The 20,748-nt window shown below is 71.3% G+C and carries 18 protein-coding genes and 1 pseudogene; 14 read left to right on the top strand and 5 right to left on the bottom strand.

What is annotated here, in order from left to right; genetic code table 11:
* Positions 1-47 precede the first annotated feature (47 nt).
* The 7 genes from ACFYT4_RS24440 (at position 48) to ACFYT4_RS24410 (ending at position 6,180) form a co-directional block, all read left to right on the top strand.
* Entirely contained in the window at positions 48-854 is an 807-nt protein-coding gene (locus ACFYT4_RS24440; protein WP_389272780.1) for a cell division protein FtsQ/DivIB, read from the top strand.
* Positions 855-1,131: 277 nt separating this feature from the next.
* Positions 1,132-2,337 (top strand): cell division protein FtsZ, encoded by a 1,206-nt coding sequence (ftsZ, locus tag ACFYT4_RS24435; protein WP_389272778.1) that lies wholly within the window; start codon positions 1,132-1,134, stop codon positions 2,335-2,337.
* Between the two features lie 2 nt (positions 2,338-2,339).
* Complete coding sequence (pgeF, locus tag ACFYT4_RS24430; RefSeq protein ID WP_389272775.1) at positions 2,340-3,098, top strand: peptidoglycan editing factor PgeF; 759 nt, start codon at positions 2,340-2,342, stop codon at positions 3,096-3,098.
* Entirely contained in the window at positions 3,095-3,814 is a 720-nt protein-coding gene (locus tag ACFYT4_RS24425) for a YggS family pyridoxal phosphate-dependent enzyme (RefSeq protein ID WP_389272772.1), read from the top strand. Before pgeF ends, ACFYT4_RS24425 begins: the two co-directional genes overlap by 4 nt.
* A 125-nt stretch (positions 3,815-3,939) precedes the next feature.
* Entirely contained in the window at positions 3,940-4,557 is a 618-nt protein-coding gene (locus ACFYT4_RS24420) for a cell division protein SepF (protein ID WP_389272769.1), read from the top strand.
* Positions 4,558-4,626: 69 nt separating this feature from the next.
* Positions 4,627-4,917, top strand: a complete 291-nt coding sequence (locus tag ACFYT4_RS24415) for a YggT family protein (RefSeq protein WP_389272767.1) — start codon at positions 4,627-4,629, stop codon at positions 4,915-4,917.
* A 63-nt stretch (positions 4,918-4,980) separates the two neighbouring features.
* A complete protein-coding gene (locus ACFYT4_RS24410; RefSeq protein ID WP_389272764.1) occupies positions 4,981-6,180 on the top strand; it encodes a DivIVA domain-containing protein in 1,200 nt (399 codons plus the stop codon).
* A 707-nt stretch (positions 6,181-6,887) separates the two neighbouring features.
* Here ACFYT4_RS24410 and ileS read toward each other — a convergent pair.
* Complete coding sequence (ileS, locus tag ACFYT4_RS24405) at positions 6,888-10,058, bottom strand: isoleucine--tRNA ligase (RefSeq protein ID WP_389272761.1); 3,171 nt, start codon at positions 10,056-10,058, stop codon at positions 6,888-6,890.
* A gap of 560 nt (positions 10,059-10,618) precedes the next feature.
* On the opposite strand from ileS, the pseudogene ACFYT4_RS24400 reads away from it, so the two are divergent.
* The 5 genes and pseudogenes from ACFYT4_RS24400 to ACFYT4_RS24380 all read left to right on the top strand — a co-directional run.
* Positions 10,619-11,056, top strand: a pseudogene (locus tag ACFYT4_RS24400) (hypothetical protein); the annotation flags it as partial.
* Positions 11,057-11,089: 33 nt separating this feature from the next.
* Positions 11,090-11,563, top strand: a complete 474-nt coding sequence (locus tag ACFYT4_RS24395; RefSeq protein ID WP_389272915.1) for a TraR/DksA family transcriptional regulator — start codon at positions 11,090-11,092, stop codon at positions 11,561-11,563.
* Positions 11,564-11,620: 57 nt separating this feature from the next.
* Positions 11,621-12,181, top strand: coding sequence for a signal peptidase II (gene lspA / locus ACFYT4_RS24390; RefSeq protein WP_389272758.1), 561 nt, complete (start codon positions 11,621-11,623; stop codon positions 12,179-12,181).
* Positions 12,182-12,326: 145 nt separating this feature from the next.
* Positions 12,327-13,268: an RluA family pseudouridine synthase gene (locus tag ACFYT4_RS24385; protein ID WP_389272755.1), complete on the top strand. Its 942-nt coding sequence runs from the start codon at positions 12,327-12,329 to the stop codon at positions 13,266-13,268.
* 157 nt (positions 13,269-13,425) lie between these two features.
* On the top strand, positions 13,426-15,012 hold the full coding sequence (locus tag ACFYT4_RS24380; RefSeq protein ID WP_389272752.1) for a Na+/H+ antiporter: 1,587 nt from the start codon (positions 13,426-13,428) through the stop codon (positions 15,010-15,012).
* Between the two features lie 141 nt (positions 15,013-15,153).
* Here ACFYT4_RS24380 and ACFYT4_RS24375 read toward each other — a convergent pair whose 3' ends face one another.
* Positions 15,154-15,687, bottom strand: coding sequence for an SAM-dependent methyltransferase (locus tag ACFYT4_RS24375; RefSeq protein ID WP_389272749.1), 534 nt, complete (start codon positions 15,685-15,687; stop codon positions 15,154-15,156).
* Between the two features lie 93 nt (positions 15,688-15,780).
* On the opposite strand from ACFYT4_RS24375, the gene ACFYT4_RS24370 reads away from it, so the two are divergent.
* The gene (locus ACFYT4_RS24370; protein WP_389272746.1) at positions 15,781-16,527 is read left to right on the top strand and encodes an SDR family NAD(P)-dependent oxidoreductase; all 747 of its coding nucleotides are present in this window, start codon (positions 15,781-15,783) and stop codon (positions 16,525-16,527) included.
* A 277-nt stretch (positions 16,528-16,804) separates the two neighbouring features.
* On the opposite strand, the gene ACFYT4_RS24365 is transcribed toward ACFYT4_RS24370, so the two are convergent.
* Positions 16,805-17,947 (bottom strand): mechanosensitive ion channel family protein, encoded by a 1,143-nt coding sequence (locus tag ACFYT4_RS24365; RefSeq protein WP_389272743.1) that lies wholly within the window; start codon positions 17,945-17,947, stop codon positions 16,805-16,807.
* 23 nt (positions 17,948-17,970) lie between these two features.
* On the opposite strand from ACFYT4_RS24365, the gene ACFYT4_RS24360 reads away from it, so the two are divergent.
* Complete coding sequence (locus ACFYT4_RS24360; RefSeq protein ID WP_389272740.1) at positions 17,971-18,546, top strand: dienelactone hydrolase family protein; 576 nt, start codon at positions 17,971-17,973, stop codon at positions 18,544-18,546.
* A 199-nt stretch (positions 18,547-18,745) separates the two neighbouring features.
* On the opposite strand, the gene ACFYT4_RS24355 is transcribed toward ACFYT4_RS24360, so the two are convergent.
* A complete protein-coding gene (locus tag ACFYT4_RS24355) occupies positions 18,746-19,561 on the bottom strand; it encodes a DsbA family protein (protein WP_389272737.1) in 816 nt (271 codons plus the stop codon).
* Positions 19,562-19,987: 426 nt separating this feature from the next.
* Positions 19,988-20,680, bottom strand: a complete 693-nt coding sequence (locus ACFYT4_RS24350; RefSeq protein WP_389272912.1) for a hypothetical protein — start codon at positions 20,678-20,680, stop codon at positions 19,988-19,990.
* Positions 20,681-20,748 lie beyond the last annotated feature (68 nt).

Below are 20,748 nucleotides of genomic sequence, written 5' to 3'. Positions count from 1 at the left end.
CCGGGCCCGGGGCCGCCCCGGGCCCCAGCCGGAAGGAGACCGGGAGCGTGGCCGGACCGACCACCGCCGAGCGCGGTGCGCGCAGACTCTCACGCCGTGACCGGGGCGCGTCCGGCCCGCCCCCGAGAGGCACCCCACCCGCCCGGCCGCGCCTTCCCGGGCCCCGCGTCCTGCTCCTCGCCCTCGCCGCGGCGGTGCTCGCCGGCGGTGTGATCTGGGCGCTGTACGGCTCCTCGTGGCTGCGGGTGGAGGAGGTGGGGGCCACCGGCACCGACGTGCTGACACCCGAGCAGGTCATGGAGGCCGCCGCGGTCCCGATGGGATCGCCGCTCGTCTCCGTCGACACCGACGGTATCGAGGCGCGGCTGCGCGAGCGGCTGCCCCGTATCGATTCGGTCGACGTGTCCCGTTCCTGGCCCCACGGAATCACCCTGGAAGTGACCGAGAGACAACCCGTGCTCCTTCTCGAAAAGGGCGCGAAGTTCGTCGAAGTGGACGCGGAAGGTGTCCGATTCGCGACGGTCGACAAAGCCCCCGGGGGAGTTCCCCTGCTGGAGTTGAACACGGCCGGCTCGGCGAGTCTGCGCAGATTCGGCGCCGACCGGCTGATCACCGAAGCGGTACGGGTCAGGGGCGAACTCCCGGGCGGGGTGGCGGCGGACACCCGCACGATCGCGGTGCGTTCATACGACTACATCACCCTGGAGTTGACCCGGGGACGTACCGTGGTGTGGGGCAGCCCCGAAGGGGGCGAGGCGAAGGCACGGGCGCTGACCGCGCTCATGAAAGCGGCGCCGAAGGCCGGGAACTTCGACGTCAGCGCGCCCACCGCACCTGCCGTGTCCGGGAGTTGACGGACGAACCCGCAGGCCCGGGGCCCTGGGTGGTCAGCGCAATGGCTGATCACATAGGGTGAAAAGAAAAACGGGAGGTTCGGCGTGTTCATTGAACGTGCGCCACTTGTCGACTTAGTGTCCTGTTCGGAAGAGTCCAGCGAACAGACACACTGGTAACCCTAAACTTCAACGTTAGGGTTTGGGTCGGCGTTTCGGACCGTCCCATCGGCATCCGTCGTCGCGGCGCGGCAACCGCGCAGCGACGACACGTAACTCGAGGCGAGAGGCCTTCGACGTGGCAGCACCGCAGAACTACCTCGCAGTCATCAAGGTCATCGGTGTCGGCGGCGGTGGTGTCAATGCCATCAACCGAATGATCGAGGTCGGCCTCAAGGGCGTCGAGTTCATCGCGATCAACACCGACGCGCAGGCGCTGTTGATGAGCGACGCCGACGTCAAGCTCGACGTCGGCCGTGAACTCACCCGGGGCCTCGGCGCCGGGGCCAACCCGGCGGTCGGACGGAAGGCGGCGGAAGACCACCGTGAGGAGATCGAGGAGGTCCTCAAGGGGGCCGACATGGTCTTCGTCACCGCCGGCGAAGGCGGTGGCACCGGAACGGGCGGCGCGCCCGTCGTCGCCAACATCGCACGCTCGCTCGGCGCCCTGACGATCGGTGTGGTCACCCGGCCGTTCACCTTCGAGGGACGCCGCCGGGCCAACCAGGCGGAGGACGGCATCGCCGAGCTCCGTGAAGAGGTCGACACCCTCATCGTCATCCCGAACGACCGGCTGCTGTCCATCTCGGACCGCCAGGTCAGCGTGCTGGACGCGTTCAAGTCCGCGGACCAGGTCCTGCTGTCGGGTGTCCAGGGCATCACCGACCTGATCACCACCCCCGGCCTGATCAACCTCGACTTCGCCGACGTCAAGTCCGTGATGTCCGAGGCGGGGTCGGCCCTGATGGGCATCGGCTCGGCCCGCGGTGACGACCGCGCGGTGGCCGCCGCCGAGATGGCCATCTCCTCGCCGCTGCTGGAGGCGTCCATCGACGGCGCCCGGGGCGTGCTCCTCTCCATCTCCGGTGGCTCGGACCTGGGTCTCTTCGAGATCAACGAGGCCGCGCAGCTGGTGAGCGAGGCCGCCCACCCCGAGGCGAACATCATCTTCGGCGCCGTCATCGACGACGCCCTCGGCGACGAGGTCCGTGTCACGGTCATCGCGGCGGGATTCGACGGCGGCCAGCCGCCCGTCCGCCACGAGAAGGTCCTCGGCTCGGCCTCCGCCAAGCGTGAGGACCCGCCCGCCGGCCCCTCCCGGACCGCCGAGCCCGCCCGCTCCACCGGCGGCCTGGGCACCGTGCCGGTCCGCGACGAGACCCCGGCCGAGCCGGTCCGGGCAGTCGACGACGTGCCTCCGGCCGTCAATCCGCACGTTCCGGGGAGCCGCACGTACCTGGACAGCCAGCCCGAAGAGCTGGATGTACCGGACTTCCTGAAGTAACCGTGCGGCACCACGCGATACACCAGAGCGGCGCGCACTTCGCCTTCACCGACCGGTGGGGCGGGGTGAGCGCCGTTCCGTACGAGGAGCTGAATCTCGGCGGCGCGGTCGGCGACGACCCCGGTGCCGTACGGACCAACCGGGCCCTCGCCGCCGGAAAGCTGGGGCTCGATCCGGCCGATGTCGTCTGGATGAACCAGGTCCATGGAAAAGATGTGGCCAAGGTGGACGGACCCTGGGGCGATGGCCCGATTCCGTCGGTCGACGGTCTCGTCACCGCCACGCCGCGACTCGCCCTCGCCGTACTGACGGCCGACTGCACTCCCGTACTGCTGGCCGATCCGGTCGCGGGAGTGAGTGCCGCGGCCCACGCGGGCCGCCCCGGACTGGTCGCCGGGATCGTGCCCGCGACGGTGGCGGCGATGACCTCCCTCGGTGCCGATCCCGGACGGATCGTCGCGAGGACCGGGCCCGCGGTCTGCGGCCGCTGCTACGAAGTCCCGGAGCGGATGCGCGCGGAGGTGGCCGCCGCCGAGCCGGCCGCCTGGTCCGAGACGAGCTGGGGCACCCCGGCCGTCGATGTCACCGCGGGGGTCCACGCCCAGCTCGACGCCCTCGGTGTCCGGGACCGGCAGGCATCCGGGATCTGCACCCTGGAGTCGCGGGACCACTACTCGTACCGCCGCGACCGCACCACCGGGCGGCTCGCCGGATATGTCTGGCTCACACCGCCCGACGGGCCGGGAGCAGGAGATTCATGACGGATCGTCGGACCGAACTCGCCTCGAACCTCGCATCGGTGGAGGAACGTATCGTCTCCGCCTGCGCGGCCGCGGGCCGGGGGCGCGAGGAGGTGACACTCATCGTCGTCACCAAGACGTATCCGGCCAGTGACGTGCGGATCCTCAGAGAACTCGGGGTACGTCATATGGCGGAGAACCGCGACCAGGACGCGGCGCCCAAGGCCGCCGCGTGCGCGGATCTCGATCTCGTCTGGCACTTCGTCGGTCAGTTGCAGACCAATAAGGTGCGATCTGTAGCGAGTTATGCCGATGTCGTACAGTCGATCGACCGGGTCAAGCTGGTCACGGCGCTCTCCACGGCGGCGGTACGGGCCGGGCGCGAGCTCGGCTGTCTGATTCAGGTCGCCCTGGACGCCGAGGAGGGTGCGCGGGGTGACCGCGGCGGTGTGGCACCGGACGGCATCGGGGAACTGGCGGCCGCGATCGACGGCGCGCCCGGACTGCGGCTTGACGGACTGATGACCGTCGCGCCGCTCGCCGGCCCGTTCGCGGGACGGCAACAGGCGGCGTTCGAGCGGCTGATGGAATTCTCATCCAGCCTGCGCTCGGCGCATCCGGCTGCGAACATGGTGTCCGCAGGGATGAGCGCGGACCTTGAGGAGGCCGTGGCGGCGGGAGCGACACATGTGCGCGTCGGCACTGCGGTACTCGGAGTCCGTCCCCGGCTCGGGTAACGTCGCCAAGCAGGTCGGACCACAGCAGAAAATATGGTCATTCCCGTGGAAAAACGGGCAGACCGCGTGGATCGCGGGCACTTGGTGACGAGGCCGATCCACCACAGAGCGGAGGACTCAGAGCAATGGCCGGCGCGATGCGCAAGATGGCGGTCTACCTCGGCCTCGTGGAGGACGATGGGTACGACGGCAGGGGATTCGACCCCGACGACGACTTCGAACCCGAGCCGGAGCCCGAGCGGGAGCACCGGCGGCACCAGCCTTCGCATCAGGTCGAACGGGAGGAGCCCGTACGGGCGGTGCAGCCTCCGGCGCCCCGCGAACCGGTGTCTCATTCCGCTTCGGTCCCCGCGGAAAGCGGGCGCCCCGCCCGCATCGCCCCCGTGGCGTCCATCACACCTGAACGTCCGAGCCTGGAGAAGAACGCACCGGTGATCATGCCCAAGGTTGTGTCCGAGCGGGAGCCTTACCGCATCACCACTTTGCACCCCCGGACCTACAACGAAGCCCGTACCATCGGGGAACACTTCCGTGAGGGCACTCCGGTGATCATGAATTTGACCGAGATGGACGACACCGATGCAAAGCGACTTGTCGACTTTGCCGCGGGACTTGTCTTCGGTCTGCACGGAAGCATTGAGCGGGTGACCCAGAAGGTGTTCCTCTTGTCGCCTGCTAACGTCGATGTCACGGCGGAGGACAAGGCCCGTATCGCAGAGGGCGGATTCTTCAACCAGAGCTGAGAACACGACACCGGGACAACCCGGCCGCGAGGCCGGACAGCGAGAGCACAGGGGAGAGGGAAGCGCGGGATGGGCGTCGCACTACAGGTGGTTTACATCGCGCTGGTGTGCTTCCTGGTCGTGCTGATCTTCCGGTTGGTCATGGACTACGTCTTCCAGTTCGCACGTTCATGGCAACCCGGCAAGGTGATGGTGGTGCTTCTTGAGGCCACCTACACTGTCACCGATCCACCGCTCAAGCTTCTTCGGCGGTTCATCCCGCCGTTGCGTCTCGGGGGCGTGGCACTCGACCTGTCCTTCTTCGTTCTGATGATCATCGTTTACGTCCTGATCTCCATCGTGGGCAACTTCGCGAGGTGACCGGATGACTGTGGACGATACGGTCTTGCCGACTGCCGACGACTACGTAGAGGTGAAGAAGAGATGCCGCTGACCCCCGAGGACGTGCGGAACAAGCAGTTCACGACGGTCCGCCTCCGAGAAGGCTATGACGAGGACGAGGTCGATGCCTTCCTTGACGAGGTCGAGGCCGAGCTGACCCGCCTGCTCCGCGAGAACGAGGACCTGCGTGCCAAGTTGGCCGCGGCGACCCGTGCGGCCGCGCAGAACCAGCAGCAGGGCATGCGCAAACCCCCCGAGCCACAGGATGCTCGCGGTCCCGGCGCACCCGTGCCCGCCGCCATATCCGGACCTCCCGTCCAGCAGCAGCAGCAGCCGCAGATGGGTCCGCCCCAGCTGCCCGGTGGCGCGCCCCAGCTGCCGGCCGGCCCGAGTCACGGCGGCCCGATGGGCGGACCCGGCCCGATGCAGGGCGGCCCCATGGGCGGTCCCCCGATGGGTGGCCCCATGCAGGGCGGCCCGATGCAGGGCGGTCCCATGCAGGGTGGCCCGATGCAGGGCGGTCCCATGCAGGGCGGTCCCATGCAGGGCGGTCCCATGCAGGGTGGCCCGATGCAGGGTGGCCCGATGGGCGGTCACCCGCAGCAGATGCCCGGTCAGGGCCCCGGCGGCGACAGCGCCGCGCGGGTGCTGTCGCTGGCTCAGCAGACCGCGGACCAGGCGATCGCCGAGGCCCGTTCCGAGGCCAACAAGATCGTCGGCGAGGCCCGGTCGCGTGCCGAGGGCCTGGAGCGGGACGCCCGCGCCAAGGCGGACGCTCTTGAGCGGGACGCCCAGGAGAAGCACCGCGTCGCGATGGGCTCGCTGGAGTCGGCCCGCGCCACACTGGAGCGCAAGGTCGAGGACCTGCGCGGCTTCGAGCGCGAGTACCGCACCCGTCTGAAGTCCTACCTGGAGAGCCAGCTGCGCCAGTTGGAGACCCAGGCCGACGACTCGCTCGCCCCGCCGCGGACCCCGGCCGCCGCGTCGCTGCCGCCGTCCCCGTCGATGGCCTCGGCCGGCGCGGGTGCGATGGGCCACAGCATGAGCGGCGGTCCGTCCATGGGGTCCTCCATGAACGGCGGCGGTCCGTCCATGGGCGGTGGTCCTTCGTACGGCGGTCAGCAGCAGATGTCGCCGGCGATGACTCAGCCGATGGCTCCGGTCCGTCCGCAGGCACCGCAGCCGATGCAGCAGGCGCCGTCCCCGATGCGCGGTTTCCTGATCGACGAGGACGACAACTGACGGCGGGCAGCGCGCCCAGCGCGTAGCCGTCGGCAGGCAGCCGTCAGGGCCGGTCCCGGAACGTTCACCGTTCCGAGACCGGCCCTTTCGGCGTTGCCGGAAAGCGTTCCCGGTGTGATCTTGAGAACTCCGGTCCGTCAGGGCCGACCGGCTCCGGGGGTGGTGCCGCACCCGGAGCCGAACGGTTCTCCGCGGCGACCGGACCGGACGGGTCACGCAGGAAGGCGGGGAACTGTTCGAGGGCTTGGGCCGTGCGACCGGGGCCGGGTGCGGTGCTTGGGCCGGGCCCGCACCACCGGTGAGGTCAACGGTCCCGGGCGGGCGGTGGGTCCGCCGCCCATCGGCACCGCCGAGGGCGTTTCTGATGGGTCAGGCCGGGTCGGTGAGCGGGGTCTGGTGCCGTGGATCGCAAGGCGGAGGATGGGGGTACCTCCCGGGCGAAGCTCCGGGGGAGAGGCGCGGTACCAGGGCACGCGAGCCCAGCAAGATCCATCAGAAGCGCCCTGGGGGCGCGAAGGGGCCGGGGCGGCGCGTCCGGGCATGCCGGAGGCGCCGACGTACGCCCCCGGTGTGGGGGTGTACGTCGGCGGGCCCGGCTGCCGGACCGTGCGGACTCCTGGGAACGCGTGCCTTCGCGGCAGCCGTAGGTACTCCTCCGGCGGGGCACCCGGCCCCGCCGGAGTCCGCCGGAGGGGCCGGAACGACGGCTACCGCTTGCGCAGGTGGAACGTCAGTGCCAGCGACTCGTCCGTGAACGCCGGGCCGAACGTGTCGTCCGGAGCCGACCGGGTGAACGACGTCGCCAGGACCTCGTCCGCGATCAGCGGGGCGTGCTCGGTGAGGGCCTCGACGGTCGACGGGTCGGCCGACGACCAGGCGACCGCGATCCGGTCCGCGACGTCCAGACCGCTGTTCTTACGGGCCTCCTGGATCAGCCGGATCGCGTCACGGGCGAGTCCCGCGAGCCGGAGCTCGGGGGTGATCTCCAGATCGAGGGCGACGGTCGCACCCGAGTCGGAGGCGACCGACCAGCCCTCGCGCGGGGTCTCCGTGATGATGACCTCGTCCGGGGCGAGGGTGATCGTCTCGCCGTCGACGTCCAGGGTGGCCGTCCCCGCGCGGAGCGCGAGGGAGAGCGCGGCGGCGTCCGTCGCGGCGATCGCCCCGGCCACCGCCTGGACGCCCTTGCCGAAGCGCTTGCCCAGGGCCCGGAAGTTCGCCTTCGCGGTCGTGTCGACCAGCGAGCCGCCGACCTCGGACAGCGACGCCAGCGAGGAGACGTTCAGCTCCTCGGTGATCTGGGAGCGCAGCTCGGGGGAGAGCGCCTCGAATCCCGTCGCCCCGACCAGCGCGCGCGACAGCGGCTGACGGGTCTTCACACCCGACTCCGCACGGGTCGCCCGGCCCAGCTCGACCAGCCGGCGGACGAGCGCCATCTGCCGGGACAGCGCGGGGTCGATCGCGTCCGGCTCCACCACGGGCCAGTCCGACAGATGCACCGACTCGGGGGCCCCCGGGGTCACCGGGCCGACCAGGTCCTGCCAGACCCGCTCCGTGATGAAGGGGGTGAGCGGGGCCATCAGCCGGGTCACCGTCTCGATCACCTCGTGCAGGGTGCGCAGCGCCGCCGCGTCGCCCTGCCAGAAGCGGCGGCGGGACCGGCGTACGTACCAGTTCGACAGATCGTCGACGAACGCGGAGAGCAGCTTTCCGGCGCGCTGGGTGTCGTAGCCCTCCATCGCCTCGGTCGTCTGGTCGACCAGCGCGTTCAGCTCGCTGAGCAGCCAGCGGTCCAGCACCGTACGCTCACCCGGCGCCGGGTCGGCATCGGACGGCGTCCAGTTCGACGTACGGGCGTACAGCGCCTGGAAGGCGACCGTGTTCCAGTACGTGAGCAGGGTCTTCCGCACGACCTCCTGGATCGCGGAGTGACCCACCCGGCGCGCCGACCACGGGGAGCCGCCGGCGGCCATGAACCAGCGGACCGCGTCAGCGCCGTGCTGGTCCATCAGCGGGATCGGCTGGAGGATGTTGCCCAGGTGCTTGGACATTTTCCGGCCGTCTTCGGCGAGGATGTGGCCGAGACAGACCACGTTCTCGTACGACGACTTGTCGAAGACGAGGGTCCCGACCGCCATCAGCGTGTAGAACCAGCCGCGCGTCTGGTCGATCGCCTCGGAGATGAACTGCGCCGGATAGCGCTTCTCGAAGATCTCCTTGTTCCGGTACGGGTAGCCCCACTGCGCGAACGGCATCGAGCCCGCGTCGTACCAGGCGTCGATGACCTCGGGGACCCGGGTCGCGGTGCCGGAGCACTGCGGGCAGTCGAAGGTGACCGCGTCGATGAACGGCCGGTGCGGGTCCAGGTCCGACTGGTCCCTGCCCGTCAGCTCCGACAGCTCGGCGCGCGAGCCGACGCACGTGAGGTGGTCCTCCTCACAGCGCCAGACCGGCAGCGGGGTGCCCCAGTAGCGGTTGCGGGAGAGCGCCCAGTCGATGTTGTTGTTGAGCCAGTCGCCGTACCGGCCGTGCTTGACCGAGTCGGGGAACCAGTTGGTGTTCTCGTTCTCCTCGATCAGCCGGTCCTTGACCGCGGTCGTACGGATGTACCAGGACGGCTGGGCGTAGTAGAGCAGCGCGGTGTGGCAGCGCCAGCAGTGCGGATAGCTGTGCTCGTACGGGACGTGGCGGAAGAGGCGGCCGCGCTCCTTGAGGTCGGCGGTGAGCGCCTCGTCGGCCTTCTTGAAGAAGACGCCGCCGACGAGCGGGACGTCCTCCTCGAAGGTGCCGTCGGGGCGGACCGGGTTCACGACCGGCAGGCCGTACGCGCGGCAGACCTTCAGGTCGTCCTCACCGAAGGCGGGGGACTGGTGGACCAGACCCGTGCCGTCCTCGGTCGTGACGTAGTCCGCGTTGACCACGTAGTGCGCCGGAGCGGGGAACTCCACCAGCTCGAAGGGCCGCTCGTACGTCCAGCGCTCCATGTCCGCGCCGGTGAACGACTGACCGGTGAGCTCCCACCCACCCTCCGGGCCCTGCTGCCCCGAGGGTGCCGCCGCGCCGAACACCTTCTCCAGCAGGGGCTCGGCGACAACGAGCTTCTCCTCGCCGTTCGTCGCCACGACATAGGTGACCGAGGGGTGCGCGGCGACCGCCGTGTTGGACACCAGCGTCCAGGGGGTCGTCGTCCACACGAGCAGCGACGCCTCGCCCGCGAGGGGGCCGGAGGTCAGCGGGAAGCGGACGAAGACCGAGGGGTCGACGACCGTCTCGTACCCCTGCGCCAGCTCGTGGTCCGACAGGCCGGTGCCGCAGCGCGGACACCAGGGGGCGACGCGGTGGTCCTGGACCAGCAGCCCCTTGCCGAAGATCTCCTTCAGCGACCACCAGACGGAGTCGATGTACTCCGGCTTCATCGTCCAGTACGCGTCGTCCAGGTCGACCCAGTAGCCCATACGGTCGGTGAGCTCGGCGAAGGCGTCCGTGTGCCGGGTGACCGACTCGCGGCACTTGGCGTTGAACTCGGCGATGCCGTACGCCTCGATGTCCTGCTTGCCGGAGAAGCCCAGCTCCTTCTCGACGGCCAGCTCGACCGGCAGCCCGTGGCAGTCCCAGCCGGCCTTGCGGGCGACGTGGTAGCCGCGCATCGTCCGGAAGCGGGGGAAGACGTCCTTGAAGACACGGGCCTCGATGTGGTGCGCACCGGGCATGCCGTTGGCGGTCGGGGGGCCCTCGTAGAAGACCCACTCGGGGCGGCCCTCGGACTGGGCGAGGCTCTTGGCGAAGATCTTGTTCTCGCGCCAGAAGCCGAGCACGGCGTGCTCCAGCGCGGGCAGGTCGACCTGGGCGGGCACCTGGCGGTACTGCGGGGGTGTCATCGACGAACTCCTCCGGCGGACAGATTCTCTTCCGTCGGAGGGACGAGAGCGCCTGGGCTCCCGCGGTACCACCCTCCTTGGCGGCGCGTGGGCGCACCGCCCCCTCATTGGGGTCGCGACGCCGGGTCTACTCACCTCGCGGCTGCTGACCTCGGGGTTTTCTTCCGGCGGCTCCGGGGTGATGCTTCACACCGCGCTCGCCCCCGGGCTCGCACCGTCCCCGGGTCGCTCATGGCTGCGTACGACGCTACTCGTCCCCATCCAAGCCTTTCGCTCCGCCCAGTGTAAGGGCCCCGCCGGGGGCGGGCGGACCGGATTTCGCGAGTGCGGCGGATGGGCGCGTACATGACCCGAACGGTCAGACCTCGGACCGGGGAGTCCGGGTGCTGTCAAGGGGCGGATTACCCGGCGGGGAGCTGGGCACAACGGATGCAGGTCCGCTTCAACGAGGCCGGGGCGGTCGAAGCGGCGGCGTGGCCCGTTTGCCGCGGGGCTGGTGTCGATTTATCGTCCCAGCACGATTCGCGAGCAAGATCACAATATGTGAAGGGGCCGCGGCCATGGTGGCGAAAAAGACTGCCGAGAGGAAACCGGCGTCCGCGACATCCACCGCCGCTGAGGCGGCGGCCGGAGGTACACAAGGGAAGAAGCGCACCGCCGCGAGGAGGACGGCGGCCGGGAAGACGGCGGCCGGGGAGGCGTCGGCCAAGAGGGCGGTGGCCAGGAAGACCGTGGCCAGGAAGGCGGCGGTGAAGAAGACCGCGGCGAGGAAGACCTCCGCCGCGAAGCGGTCGGCTCCCGCGGCCGGGACGTCGGCCACGACGGCCGCCGGGACGGCGGTCGTGGAGAAGGCGGCGGCCGGGAAGAGCACGGCGAAGAAGGCGGCGGTGAAGAAGACGGCGGCCGGGACGTCCGGGAGCGGGAAGGCACCCGCCGAGAACGCGGCGGCCAGGAAGACGGCGGTCAGGACGACGGCGGCCGGGAAGTCGGCGGCGAAGCGGACAGCGGCCAAGCAGACAGGAGCCAGGACAGTGGGAGCGAAGAAGACCGTGGCTGTCGGCGAGGACCCGGCAGCGGTACCCACGGCCCGTGGGGCCGCGGCGTCCCCCGAGGAGCTCGCGGTACGGCCCGGCGAGGAGCCCTGGACCCCGGAAGAGGTCGCCGGGGCACGGGCCGGGCTGGCGGGCGACGTCGCCCGGCTGACCGCCGAGCTGACCGCCTCCGAGGCCGCCCTGACCGGACTGATGCGCGACTCCGGTGACGGCGCGGGCGACGACGACGCCGACACCGGGACCAAGAACATCACGCGTGAGCACGAGCTGGCGCTCGCCGCGAACGCGCGCGAGATGCTGGAGCAGACCGAGCGCGCGCTGCTGCGCCTCGACGCCGGTACCTACGGCATCTGCGAGAACTGCGGCAAGCCCATCGGCAAGGCCAGGATGCAGGCGTTCCCCCGGGCCACCCTGTGTGTGGAGTGCAAGCAGAAGCAGGAGCGGCGGGGCTGAAACCGCACGTGTGACGTACCCTCGTGCTCAGTCAGGCACCTAGGTTGAGGGACTCACGTGGCAGAGGCGGAGCGCATCATCGGTACGCCGGATGTGGACGACGAGGCTGCGGCGCCGGCCGAGCAGCCCAAGGGCAGGCGCAGGATCGCCGTGCTCTTCGGTGTGGCGGTCGTGGCGTATCTGATCGACCTCGTCAGCAAGATGATCGTGGTGGCCAAGCTGGAGCACCACGCACCCATCGAGATCATCGGTGATCTGCTGCGGTTCGAGGCGGTGCGGAACGCGGGCGCGGCCTTCGGTATCGGTGAGGCGTTCACCGTGATCTTCACCGTCATCGCGGCGACGGTGATCGTCGTGATCATCCGGCTGGCGCGCAAGCTCTACAGCCTTCCGTGGGCCATCGCGCTCGGGCTGCTGCTCGGCGGGGCGCTCGGCAATCTCACGGACCGGATCTTCCGCGCCCCCGGGGTCTTCGAGGGAGCGGTCGTCGACTTCATCGCCCCCAAGGGCTTCGCCGTCTTCAATCTCGCCGACTCCGCGATCGTCTGCGGCGGCATCCTGATCGTGATCCTCTCCTTCCGCGGCCTCGACCCCGACGGAACGGTCCACAAGGACTGAAGACCGGGGCCGGCGGCGAGGACCGGGCTGAAGACAGACCGCGCCGGTCCACCGGGACCGGCGCGGCGACCGCGCGCGCGGGCCGCCGGACCGCCGCCCATGGACCGTCGTCCGGCGTGTGGGCCGGGCAAGGCATACTCGACGGGTGAGTACGCTTCCCGAGATCCGCACCCTGCCCGTACCCGACGGCCTTGAGGGCGAGCGCGTCGACGCCGCCATCTCCCGGATGTTCGGGTTCTCCCGTACGAAGGCGGCCGAGCTCGCCGCGGCGGGGAAGGTGCAGGTGGACGGCTCGGTCGTCGGAAAGTCCGAGCGGGTGCACGGCGGGGCCTGGCTGGAGGTCGAGATGCCGGGGGCCCCCGCGCCGGTCCAGATCGTGGCGGAGCCCGTCGAGGGCATGGAGATCATCCACGACGACGACGACATCGTCGTGATCGTGAAGCCCGTGGGCGTGGCCGCGCACCCGAGCCCCGGGTGGACCGGGACCACCGTGATCGGCGGCCTCGCGGCGGCCGGCTACCGCGTCTCGACCTCGGGCGCGGCGGAACGCCAGGGCATCGTCCACCGGCTGGACGTCGGCACGTCCGGGCTGATGGTGGTGGCGAAGTCGGAGCGCGCCTACACCCTGCTGAAGCAGCAGTTCCGGGAGCGTACGGTCGACAAGCGCTACCACGCGCTGGTGCAGGGCCATCCCGACCCGATGAGCGGCACGATCGACGCTCCCATCGGGCGTCACCCGAACCACGACTACAAGTGGGCGGTCACGGCGGACGGCAAGCCGTCGGTCACGCACTACGACCTGCTGGAGGCGTTCCGGGCGGCCTCCCTGCTCGACATCAAGCTGGAGACCGGCCGTACCCACCAGATCCGGGTCCACATGGCCGCCCACCGGCACCCCTGCGTCGGCGACCTCACGTACGGCGCGGACCCGACGATGGCCAAGCGCCTGGGACTGACCCGGCAGTGGCTGCACGCGGTGCGCCTCGGCTTCGAGCACCCGTCGGACGGGCAGTGGGTGGAGTACGCGAGCGGCTATCCGGACGATCTGCGCCGGGCCCTGGACACGATCGCGGCCGAGAGCGCGTAGGGGTTTCCCGTACCCAGTCCCGCGGGTGCCCGCGGGTCCGGGCCGCCCCGGTGGTCCGGGCAGGGGGCGCCACCAGCGGTGCAGCGGGTGAATCGGGGATTCCGCATGGCAGGCTGAGGGCCTGACCGAGGAGGCCGCGAACCCCGGAGGGCACCCCGTGGACCAAATGGCCCTGCTGCTCGCGCTGTTACTCGGGGCCGTGGTGACCGTGCCGCTGGGGCAGCGGTTCGATCTGCCCGCGCCGGTGCTGATGACGCTCGCCGGGGCGGGGGTCGCGTTCCTGCCCTTCGTACCGACCGTGGACTTCCCGCCGGAGTTCATTCTTCCGCTGGTGCTGCCGCCCCTGCTGTACGCCTCCGTCCAGCGGACCTCCTGGCGGCAGTTCGCCGCCAACGTACGGCCGATCCTGCTGCTAGCCGTGGCGCTCGTGTTCGTGACCACCGCCGCGGTCGCGGTCGTCGCCGACTCGATCGTGCCCGGGCTCCCCATCGCCGCCGCCGTCGCGCTCGGCGCGCTCGTCGCACCGCCCGACCCGGTCGCGGCGACCGCCGTCGCCGGGCGGCTCGGGCTGCCCCGCAGGCTGGTGTCGATCCTGGAGGGCGAGGGGCTGTTCAACGACGTGACGGCGATCGTGCTCTACCACGTCGCGATCGCGGCGGCCGTCACCGGCACCTTCTCCCTGCCCGTCGCCGCCGGACAACTGGTGCTCTCCGCCGTGGTCGCCGTAGCCGTCGGGCTCGCGCTCGGCTGGCTGTCCAACAGACTGATGGGCCTTCTCGGCGATCCCACCCTCCAGGTCGGTCTCTCGCTGATGGTCCCGTTCGTCAGCTATGTCCTCGCGGAGGAGATGCGCGGCTCCGGTGTGCTCGCCGTCCTCACCACCGCCCTGTTCGTCGCCGAGCACTCCGCCGACGCGGACGATGTGATGGGACGGCTGGCCGGGAACACCTTCTGGGACATCGTCGACACCCTGGTGACCGGTGTCGCCTTCGGTCTCATCGGGCTCGAACTGCACAACGTCTTCGGCACGGCCGACGGCCGTATCGGCGCCATGCTGGCCTGGGGCGCCGCGATCACCGGGGTCGTCGTGGGCGTACGGCTGCTGTGGCTGCTGCCCGCGACCTGGCTGGCCAAGAGACTCCACACCCGGCGGGACTACGACGAGGACATCCCCGTCAGCTGGCGCGAGACCGTCGTCATGTGGTGGTCGGGGATGCGGGGAGTGGCCTCGGTGGCGCTCGCGCTCGCCATCCCCCTGCGGACCGACAGCGGCGAGCCGTTCCCCGCGCGGGGCGAGATCGTCTTCATCGCCTTCGTGGTGATCCTCTCCACCCTGCTGCTCCAGGGGCTGACACTGCCCTGGCTGGTGCGACGGCTCGGGGTGCGCGCCGACACCGACGCCGAGCGCGAACTGGAGCACGAGCTCGCGATACGGGCCGCGCGGGCGGCCCGGCACCGGCTGAGGGAGATCGAGGAGGTCGAGGACCTGCCGGAGGAGGTCAGCGAGCGGCTGCACCGGGGAGCGTACGAGGTGGGGGCGAGGATCAGCCCGGACATCGTGGACGAGGAGCGGCGCGACTGGTACTCCCGGCGGGCCCAGCGCCTGCGGACCGTGCAGCGGATCCAGCGGGAGATGCTGTCCGCGGCCCGTCACGAGGTGCTCGCCGCCCGCAGCGAACCGGGCGCGGATCCCGAGATCGTGGACCGGGTGCTGAGGCATCTGGACGTACGCAGCCTCCGCTGACCGGGCCGGTGCGCATGCGCCGGGCCGGGTCCCGGGGCATCGCCGCGTCGGGCGGACGTCCGGCGGCGGGCGCCTCCCCGCAGTGCCCCGGGAGCGCCCGACCGCCCGGCCCGGGTCCCGGGGGATGCGCGGGCGGGGGCGTCAGTCCGGGGTCACGCGCAGACTCAGCAGCACCCTCGGCCCCGACCGTTCGGACACGACCTCCGGTCTCGCTCCGGGCCACGTCAGCCGGGGGCGCAGGACGGCCTCCAGCTCGGCGGCCCGGGCGTGCCCCGGCGGCTCGTAGAACAGCAGGAACGTGCCCCGGGGCGCCAGCAGGCCCCGTACGAGATCCAGGTCCCGGCCGGCGGCGGCCGGTCCCTTCGTCCAGAAGCCGTTCACGTTCACCGCGAAGATCGTGTCGAAGGCGTTCTCGTGCGCCGGAGGTTCACGGAGCCCGCTCAGCGGGGTGTGCAGCAGTACGGCCCGCCCCGACGCGAGATGGTCCGCGTTGCGCCGCCGGGCGGCCGCGATCGCGTGTGCCGAGCGGTCGATCGCGGTGATACGGCCGGTGGTGAGCCGACCGGCGACCAGGGAGACGGCGACACCGGTGCCACAGCCGATCTCCAGCACCCGGTCGTCCGCCCGAAGCGTCAGCTCCTCCACCGCCCGTACCAGTCGCAACGGTTCCGCCATGGGGCGGATTGTAGGGGTGGCCGACCGAACAGGGGAGCGGTTGTTCCGCGCGTAATATCCGCTGTCGCCCGGTATGGCTCATAGGATCCGGGCATGGCGCGCACCGTGGTGATCAGTGGCGGAGGTACGGGCATCGGGCTGGCGACGGCGGAGACCTTCGCCGCGGACCGGGACCGGGTGGTGCTGCTCGGGCGGCGCGAGGAGGTGCTCGCGCGGGCGGCGGAGCGGATTCCCGGCGCCCGTCACTGCGCGGGAGACCTCAGCGACCCCGGGGATGTGCGCCGGGTCGCGGATTTTGTCGAGCGGGAGTACGGCACCGTCGACGTCCTGGTGCACAGCGCGGGCGGCAACGGCCGGCTGGAGCCCCGCACCGGGCACTCCGACCCGCTCGAAGCCGTCGCCCACGACTGGACGGTCAACTTCCGGCTCAACACCCTCACCGCCGCGCTGCTCACCGAGGCCCTGCGGGAGCGGCTGGCCACCCCCGGCGGACGGGTGCTGTTCCTCAGCTCGATCGCCGCGTACCGGGGGTCGGGCCTGGCGCCGTACGCCGCGTCGAAGGCCGCGCTCCACCCGTACGCCTTCCAGCTCGCCCGGGACCTCGGGGAGCGCGGGGTCACCGTGAACGTGGTCGCGCCGGGGCTGGTGGAGGAGACCGGGTTCTTCGGGGCGCCGTTCCCGGAGGACCGGCGGCGTGCCCTGATCGCCGAGACCGCGACCGGGCGGGTGGGCCACCCCGGCGACATCGCGCAGACCCTGCACTGGCTCGCGTCGTCCGCGGCCGGGCACATCACCGCCCAGGTGATCCAGGTCAACGGCGGCGCGGAACGCGGGCACTGAGGCCCGGGGCCGCCCGCGCCCGGGCGCCCGGAGGTCCCGACCCGGCCGGGTCCGGGCCCTTCGGCCGGATTCCCCGGCCGGATCCCTCGGCCGTCGGGATTCCCAGCCGGTCGGGTTCCTCGGTGGGCGGGACTCCTTGGTGGGCGGGACTCCTCGGGCGGCCGCCGGGCCCTTTGATCCGCGCGGCGCCGGGATCCGCCCGCCCGGGTGCCGACGACCCCGTACGCCATGGCCCCGTAACGTCTCCCGGCGGCCCCGGCCCCGGAGCCGTACCCCGTCAGCCCCGGCCCGTACGGGGACCGCCGTCCTCCGACGCCTTCGCCGGGACCTCCGCCGCCGGCTGCGGCACGAGCTCCGGGGAGATCGCGCGGGCGCCGTCGCCCGGCCCCACCGCCCCGGCCGTGGTGATCCGCGGCAGCGCGTACGGGTGGTGCTCGCAGAGCCAGGCGATCATCTGCTCCCGCACCGCGCACCGTACGGTCCAGATGTCGTCCGCGTCCTTCGCGGTGACCACCGCCCGCAGCTGGATCGTCGACGGCGTGGTGTCGGTGACGGCGAGCGACCAGTCGCGGCCGTCCCAGGCCGGGTGCCCACGGACGATCTCATGGAGCTTCTCCCGCATGCGCTGCACCGGAGCCGAGTGGTCCAGATGGAAGAAGACGGTCCCGGTCATCTGCACACCGCCGCGCGACCAGTTCTCGAACGGCTTGCCGGTGAAGTACGAGACCGGCATCGTGATCCGGCGCTCGTCCCAGGTCCGTACGGCCAGAAACGTGAGGGTGATCTCCTCGACCGTTCCCCACTCGCCGTCCACCACCACGGTGTCGCCTATCCGCACCATGTCGCCGAACGCGATCTGGAGCCCGGCGAACAGATTGCCCAGCGTGGACTGGGCGGCGACACCGGCGACGATGCCGAGCACACCGGCCGACGCCAGCATCGAGGTGCCGACCGTCCGCATCGCCGGGAACGTCAGCAGCATCGCGGCCACCGCGACCACGCCCACCACGGCGATGACGACCCGCTGGATCAGCGTGACCTGGGTGCGCACCCGGCGTACCCGGGCCGGATCACGGGTGGCCGCGGCGTAGCGGCTGTACGTGGACTCGACGACGGCCGTGGCGATCCTGACGACGAGCCAGGCGGAGGCCCCGATCAGCACCAGGGTCAGCACCTGCCCGATGCCCGCCTCGTGGTCCCGGACGATCCCGATCTCCGTCTGGCGGTACGCGCCTCTCAGCAGGGCGGTGCCCAGCACGAACTGCAGCGGCAGCCGGCCACGGCGGAGCAGTCCCCACAGGGGGGTCTCGGTGTGCCGTGAGTCGGCCCGTCGCAGCAGCAGATCGACCAGCCAGCCCACCACGAGGGTGAGCACGACCGAGCCACCGATCACGATCAACGGACGCAGCGCGTTCTCCATGTCCTCGAACGTAACCTGACCTCATGAACATCATGCTCTTCCATTCCACCTACGGTCTGCGGCCGGCCGTCACCTCCGCGGCCGAACTCCTTGAAGCAGCAGGTCACACGGTATGGACACCCGATCTGTTCGAGGGGCGGACCTTTGAGACGGTGGAGGAGGGCATGGCGTTCAAGGACGGGATCGGGCAGGACGAACTGCTTAAGCGGGCGGTCCTCGCCGCCGCGCCCCACTCGGAGAGCGGTCTGGTGTACGCGGGCTTCTCGCTGGGCGCGTCCCTCGCCCAGAACCTGGCGCTCGGCGACGACAGGGCCCGCGGGCTGCTGCTGTTGCACGGCACCTCCGACATCGCCGAGAACGCCTCGGCCGACGAGTTGCCCGTACAGCTCCATATCGCCGATCCCGACCCCTTCGAGCCGCACGACTGGCTGACCGCCTGGTATCTGGGGATGGGCAGGGCGGGAGCCGATGTGGAGGTCTACCGCTATCCGGGCGCCGGGCACATCTACACCGATCCCGGGCTGCCGGACTACGACGAGGAGGCGGCCGGGGCGACCTGGCGGGTGGCCCTCGGCTTCCTGGAGTCGCTCACGGCGTAGCCGCCGGTCCGGTCCGGTCCGGGCCCGGCGGCCCCGCCGGACCGGACGGGTCCGCCCCGCCCGTCCGCCCCCGCGGAACGGAGCGGCGGCGGGGCTGCGGGAGGGACCCGGTGCGGCCCTTCCCGGCCGGCGGTACGGGCTCCCCCGGCCGGAAGGAGTCCCTCCAGGCCGGGCGGGCCCCTTTCGGCCGGGCGGCGCGTCAGCCCTTCAGCGCCTTGTCGATCGCGGTCCGGTACTCCGCGGCCGTCTCCGGCGCGTTGTCCGAGCCCGCCACCGTGACCTTCTTGCCGTCCATCTTCAGCGTCGGGGTGCCTTCGACCCCGCTCTTGTCGAACGTCGCCGACATCTTCATCGCCCACGCGTCGAAGGTCCCGTCCTCGACGTTCTTCTTGAACGCGGCGTTGTTCTTGAGCGCCGGGACGCTGTCGGCGACCTCCAGGAGGTACGAGTCCTTGGCGAACTTGTCCTCGCTCTCCTGGGGGTGGAACTTCTGGGAGTACAGCGCGGCCTTGTACTCGGTGAACGCCTCGGGGCTCACGTCCAGCGCGGCGCCCAGCGCGCTCAGCGCGTTCTTGGAGCCCTCGCCCTGGTCCATGTTGTCGATGAACGTGGCGCCGATGTACTTCAGCTTGTACTTGCCCTCGGCGACGTCCTTCTCCAGGGTCTTGCCCGCTCCCTGCTCGAAGGCCGCGCAGGCCGGGCAGCGGGAGTCCTCGTACAGCTCCAGGGTCTTCTTCGCCCCGGGCTCGCCGATGACGACGGTCGTGCCGTTCTCGCCGCTCGTGTTCCTGGGTGCGGTGACGTTCTTCGCGTCCTTCGCCGACTCCCAGTGGCCGGGCTTGTTGGCCTGCATCACGCCGTAGCCGATGCCGCCCGCGACCGCGAGGACCAGGACCGTCGAGCCGGCGACGATCAACTGTCGGCGGGTCCTCTCCTTCTTCGCCTGCCGCTCGCGCTCCTGGCGCAGCCGCTCGCGGGCGGCTGCCTTGTTGGCCTTGCTGTTGCGTGCGCTCATGCTGATTCACTCCGTGAGATGCCCGTATCGGGGAGATACGGAATATGGGGGGATGAAGGGATAAAAGGGGAATGAGGGGGCGGCGCGGATCGCCATGAGGTGCCGGGCGGGGGCCACACGCGCCTGATCCGGCCGGTCCGGTCCGTGTGGGCCTGAGGCCGTCGGACCGCTCAACGGCCGGTGCGAGCCGTACGGGGGCTGTGCACCCCAGGGCTCCACGGCCCGGGCGGCTCCGGCGTGCGGAGGGCCACGGCACCCGGGGGCCTCGGCCGCCCGGACGGCTCAGGAGACCGGGACCGCCGCCGGGAGGACGGGGACCGGGCCGGCGGGAAGCGGACGGCACCCCGGGGCCCCAAGGCCCGGTGGCCGGAGCCCCGGAGGCCGGGGACCGTACCGGGCGCCGCCGCTCCGTCGCTCAGGCACCGCTCAGGCACACAGGGCGAAGTCCGCGCCCGGCCGCGGGGGACCCCGCCGGCCGAGGGCGTGCACGAGAAGGAGCGTGCGGGAGGCGGTATGACGCGGCACGGAACGCACCACGCGCCGCCTCGGCCGGTGTGCCGCCACCACCGCGGCGACCGCCAGCAGCAGCGGCCGGAAGGCGAACGCGCCCACCGTCCGCACCAGGCCCGCCAGCGCGGCCTCGCCGTGCCGCAGCCAGGCCGCGGCGAGCAGCCCGACCGACACATGCGCGGCCAGCAGCACCCACGGCAGCGCGGGGTCGGCGGAGTGCAGCAGGGCCGCCGCGCCGTCCTCGGCACCCGTGACTCCCGGCAGACCGCCGCCGACGCTGCCGCCGCACAGCACATCGAGCCCGAGGGCCCGGAGCGAGCCGGTGACCGGGCCGCCGCCGGGGCCGTAGCAGACGTCCTGGCTGCCGTTGAAGACGGTGTCGGCGGCCAGCTCCAGCGGGACCAGCAGGCTCGCGATCCGCCAGTACCCGCGCTCCCGGCCCGACAGGGCGTACGCGAGGGCGAAGACGGCGGCGCAGAGCCCGGCCACCGTGGTCCACGGCAGCGGGGCTCCGGAGAGCAGTACATGGGAAGCCGCGGACAGCGTCACGGCCAGTGCCGTGAAGACCGCCGCCCGCAGCGCCCTGAGCTGCATTCCCGATACGTCCATCGTCTGCGAGTGTGCCATGGCTCCCTGAGAGGAGCCTTAAGGGCCCGCTGCTCCGTGCGGACCGGGGC

Origin of the sequence: Streptomyces sp. NPDC004609, assembly GCF_042873655.1 — a bacterium.
Classification (GTDB): Bacteria; Actinomycetota; Actinomycetes; order Streptomycetales; family Streptomycetaceae; genus Streptomyces.
This window is presented reverse-complemented; position numbering and strand designations above follow the sequence as displayed.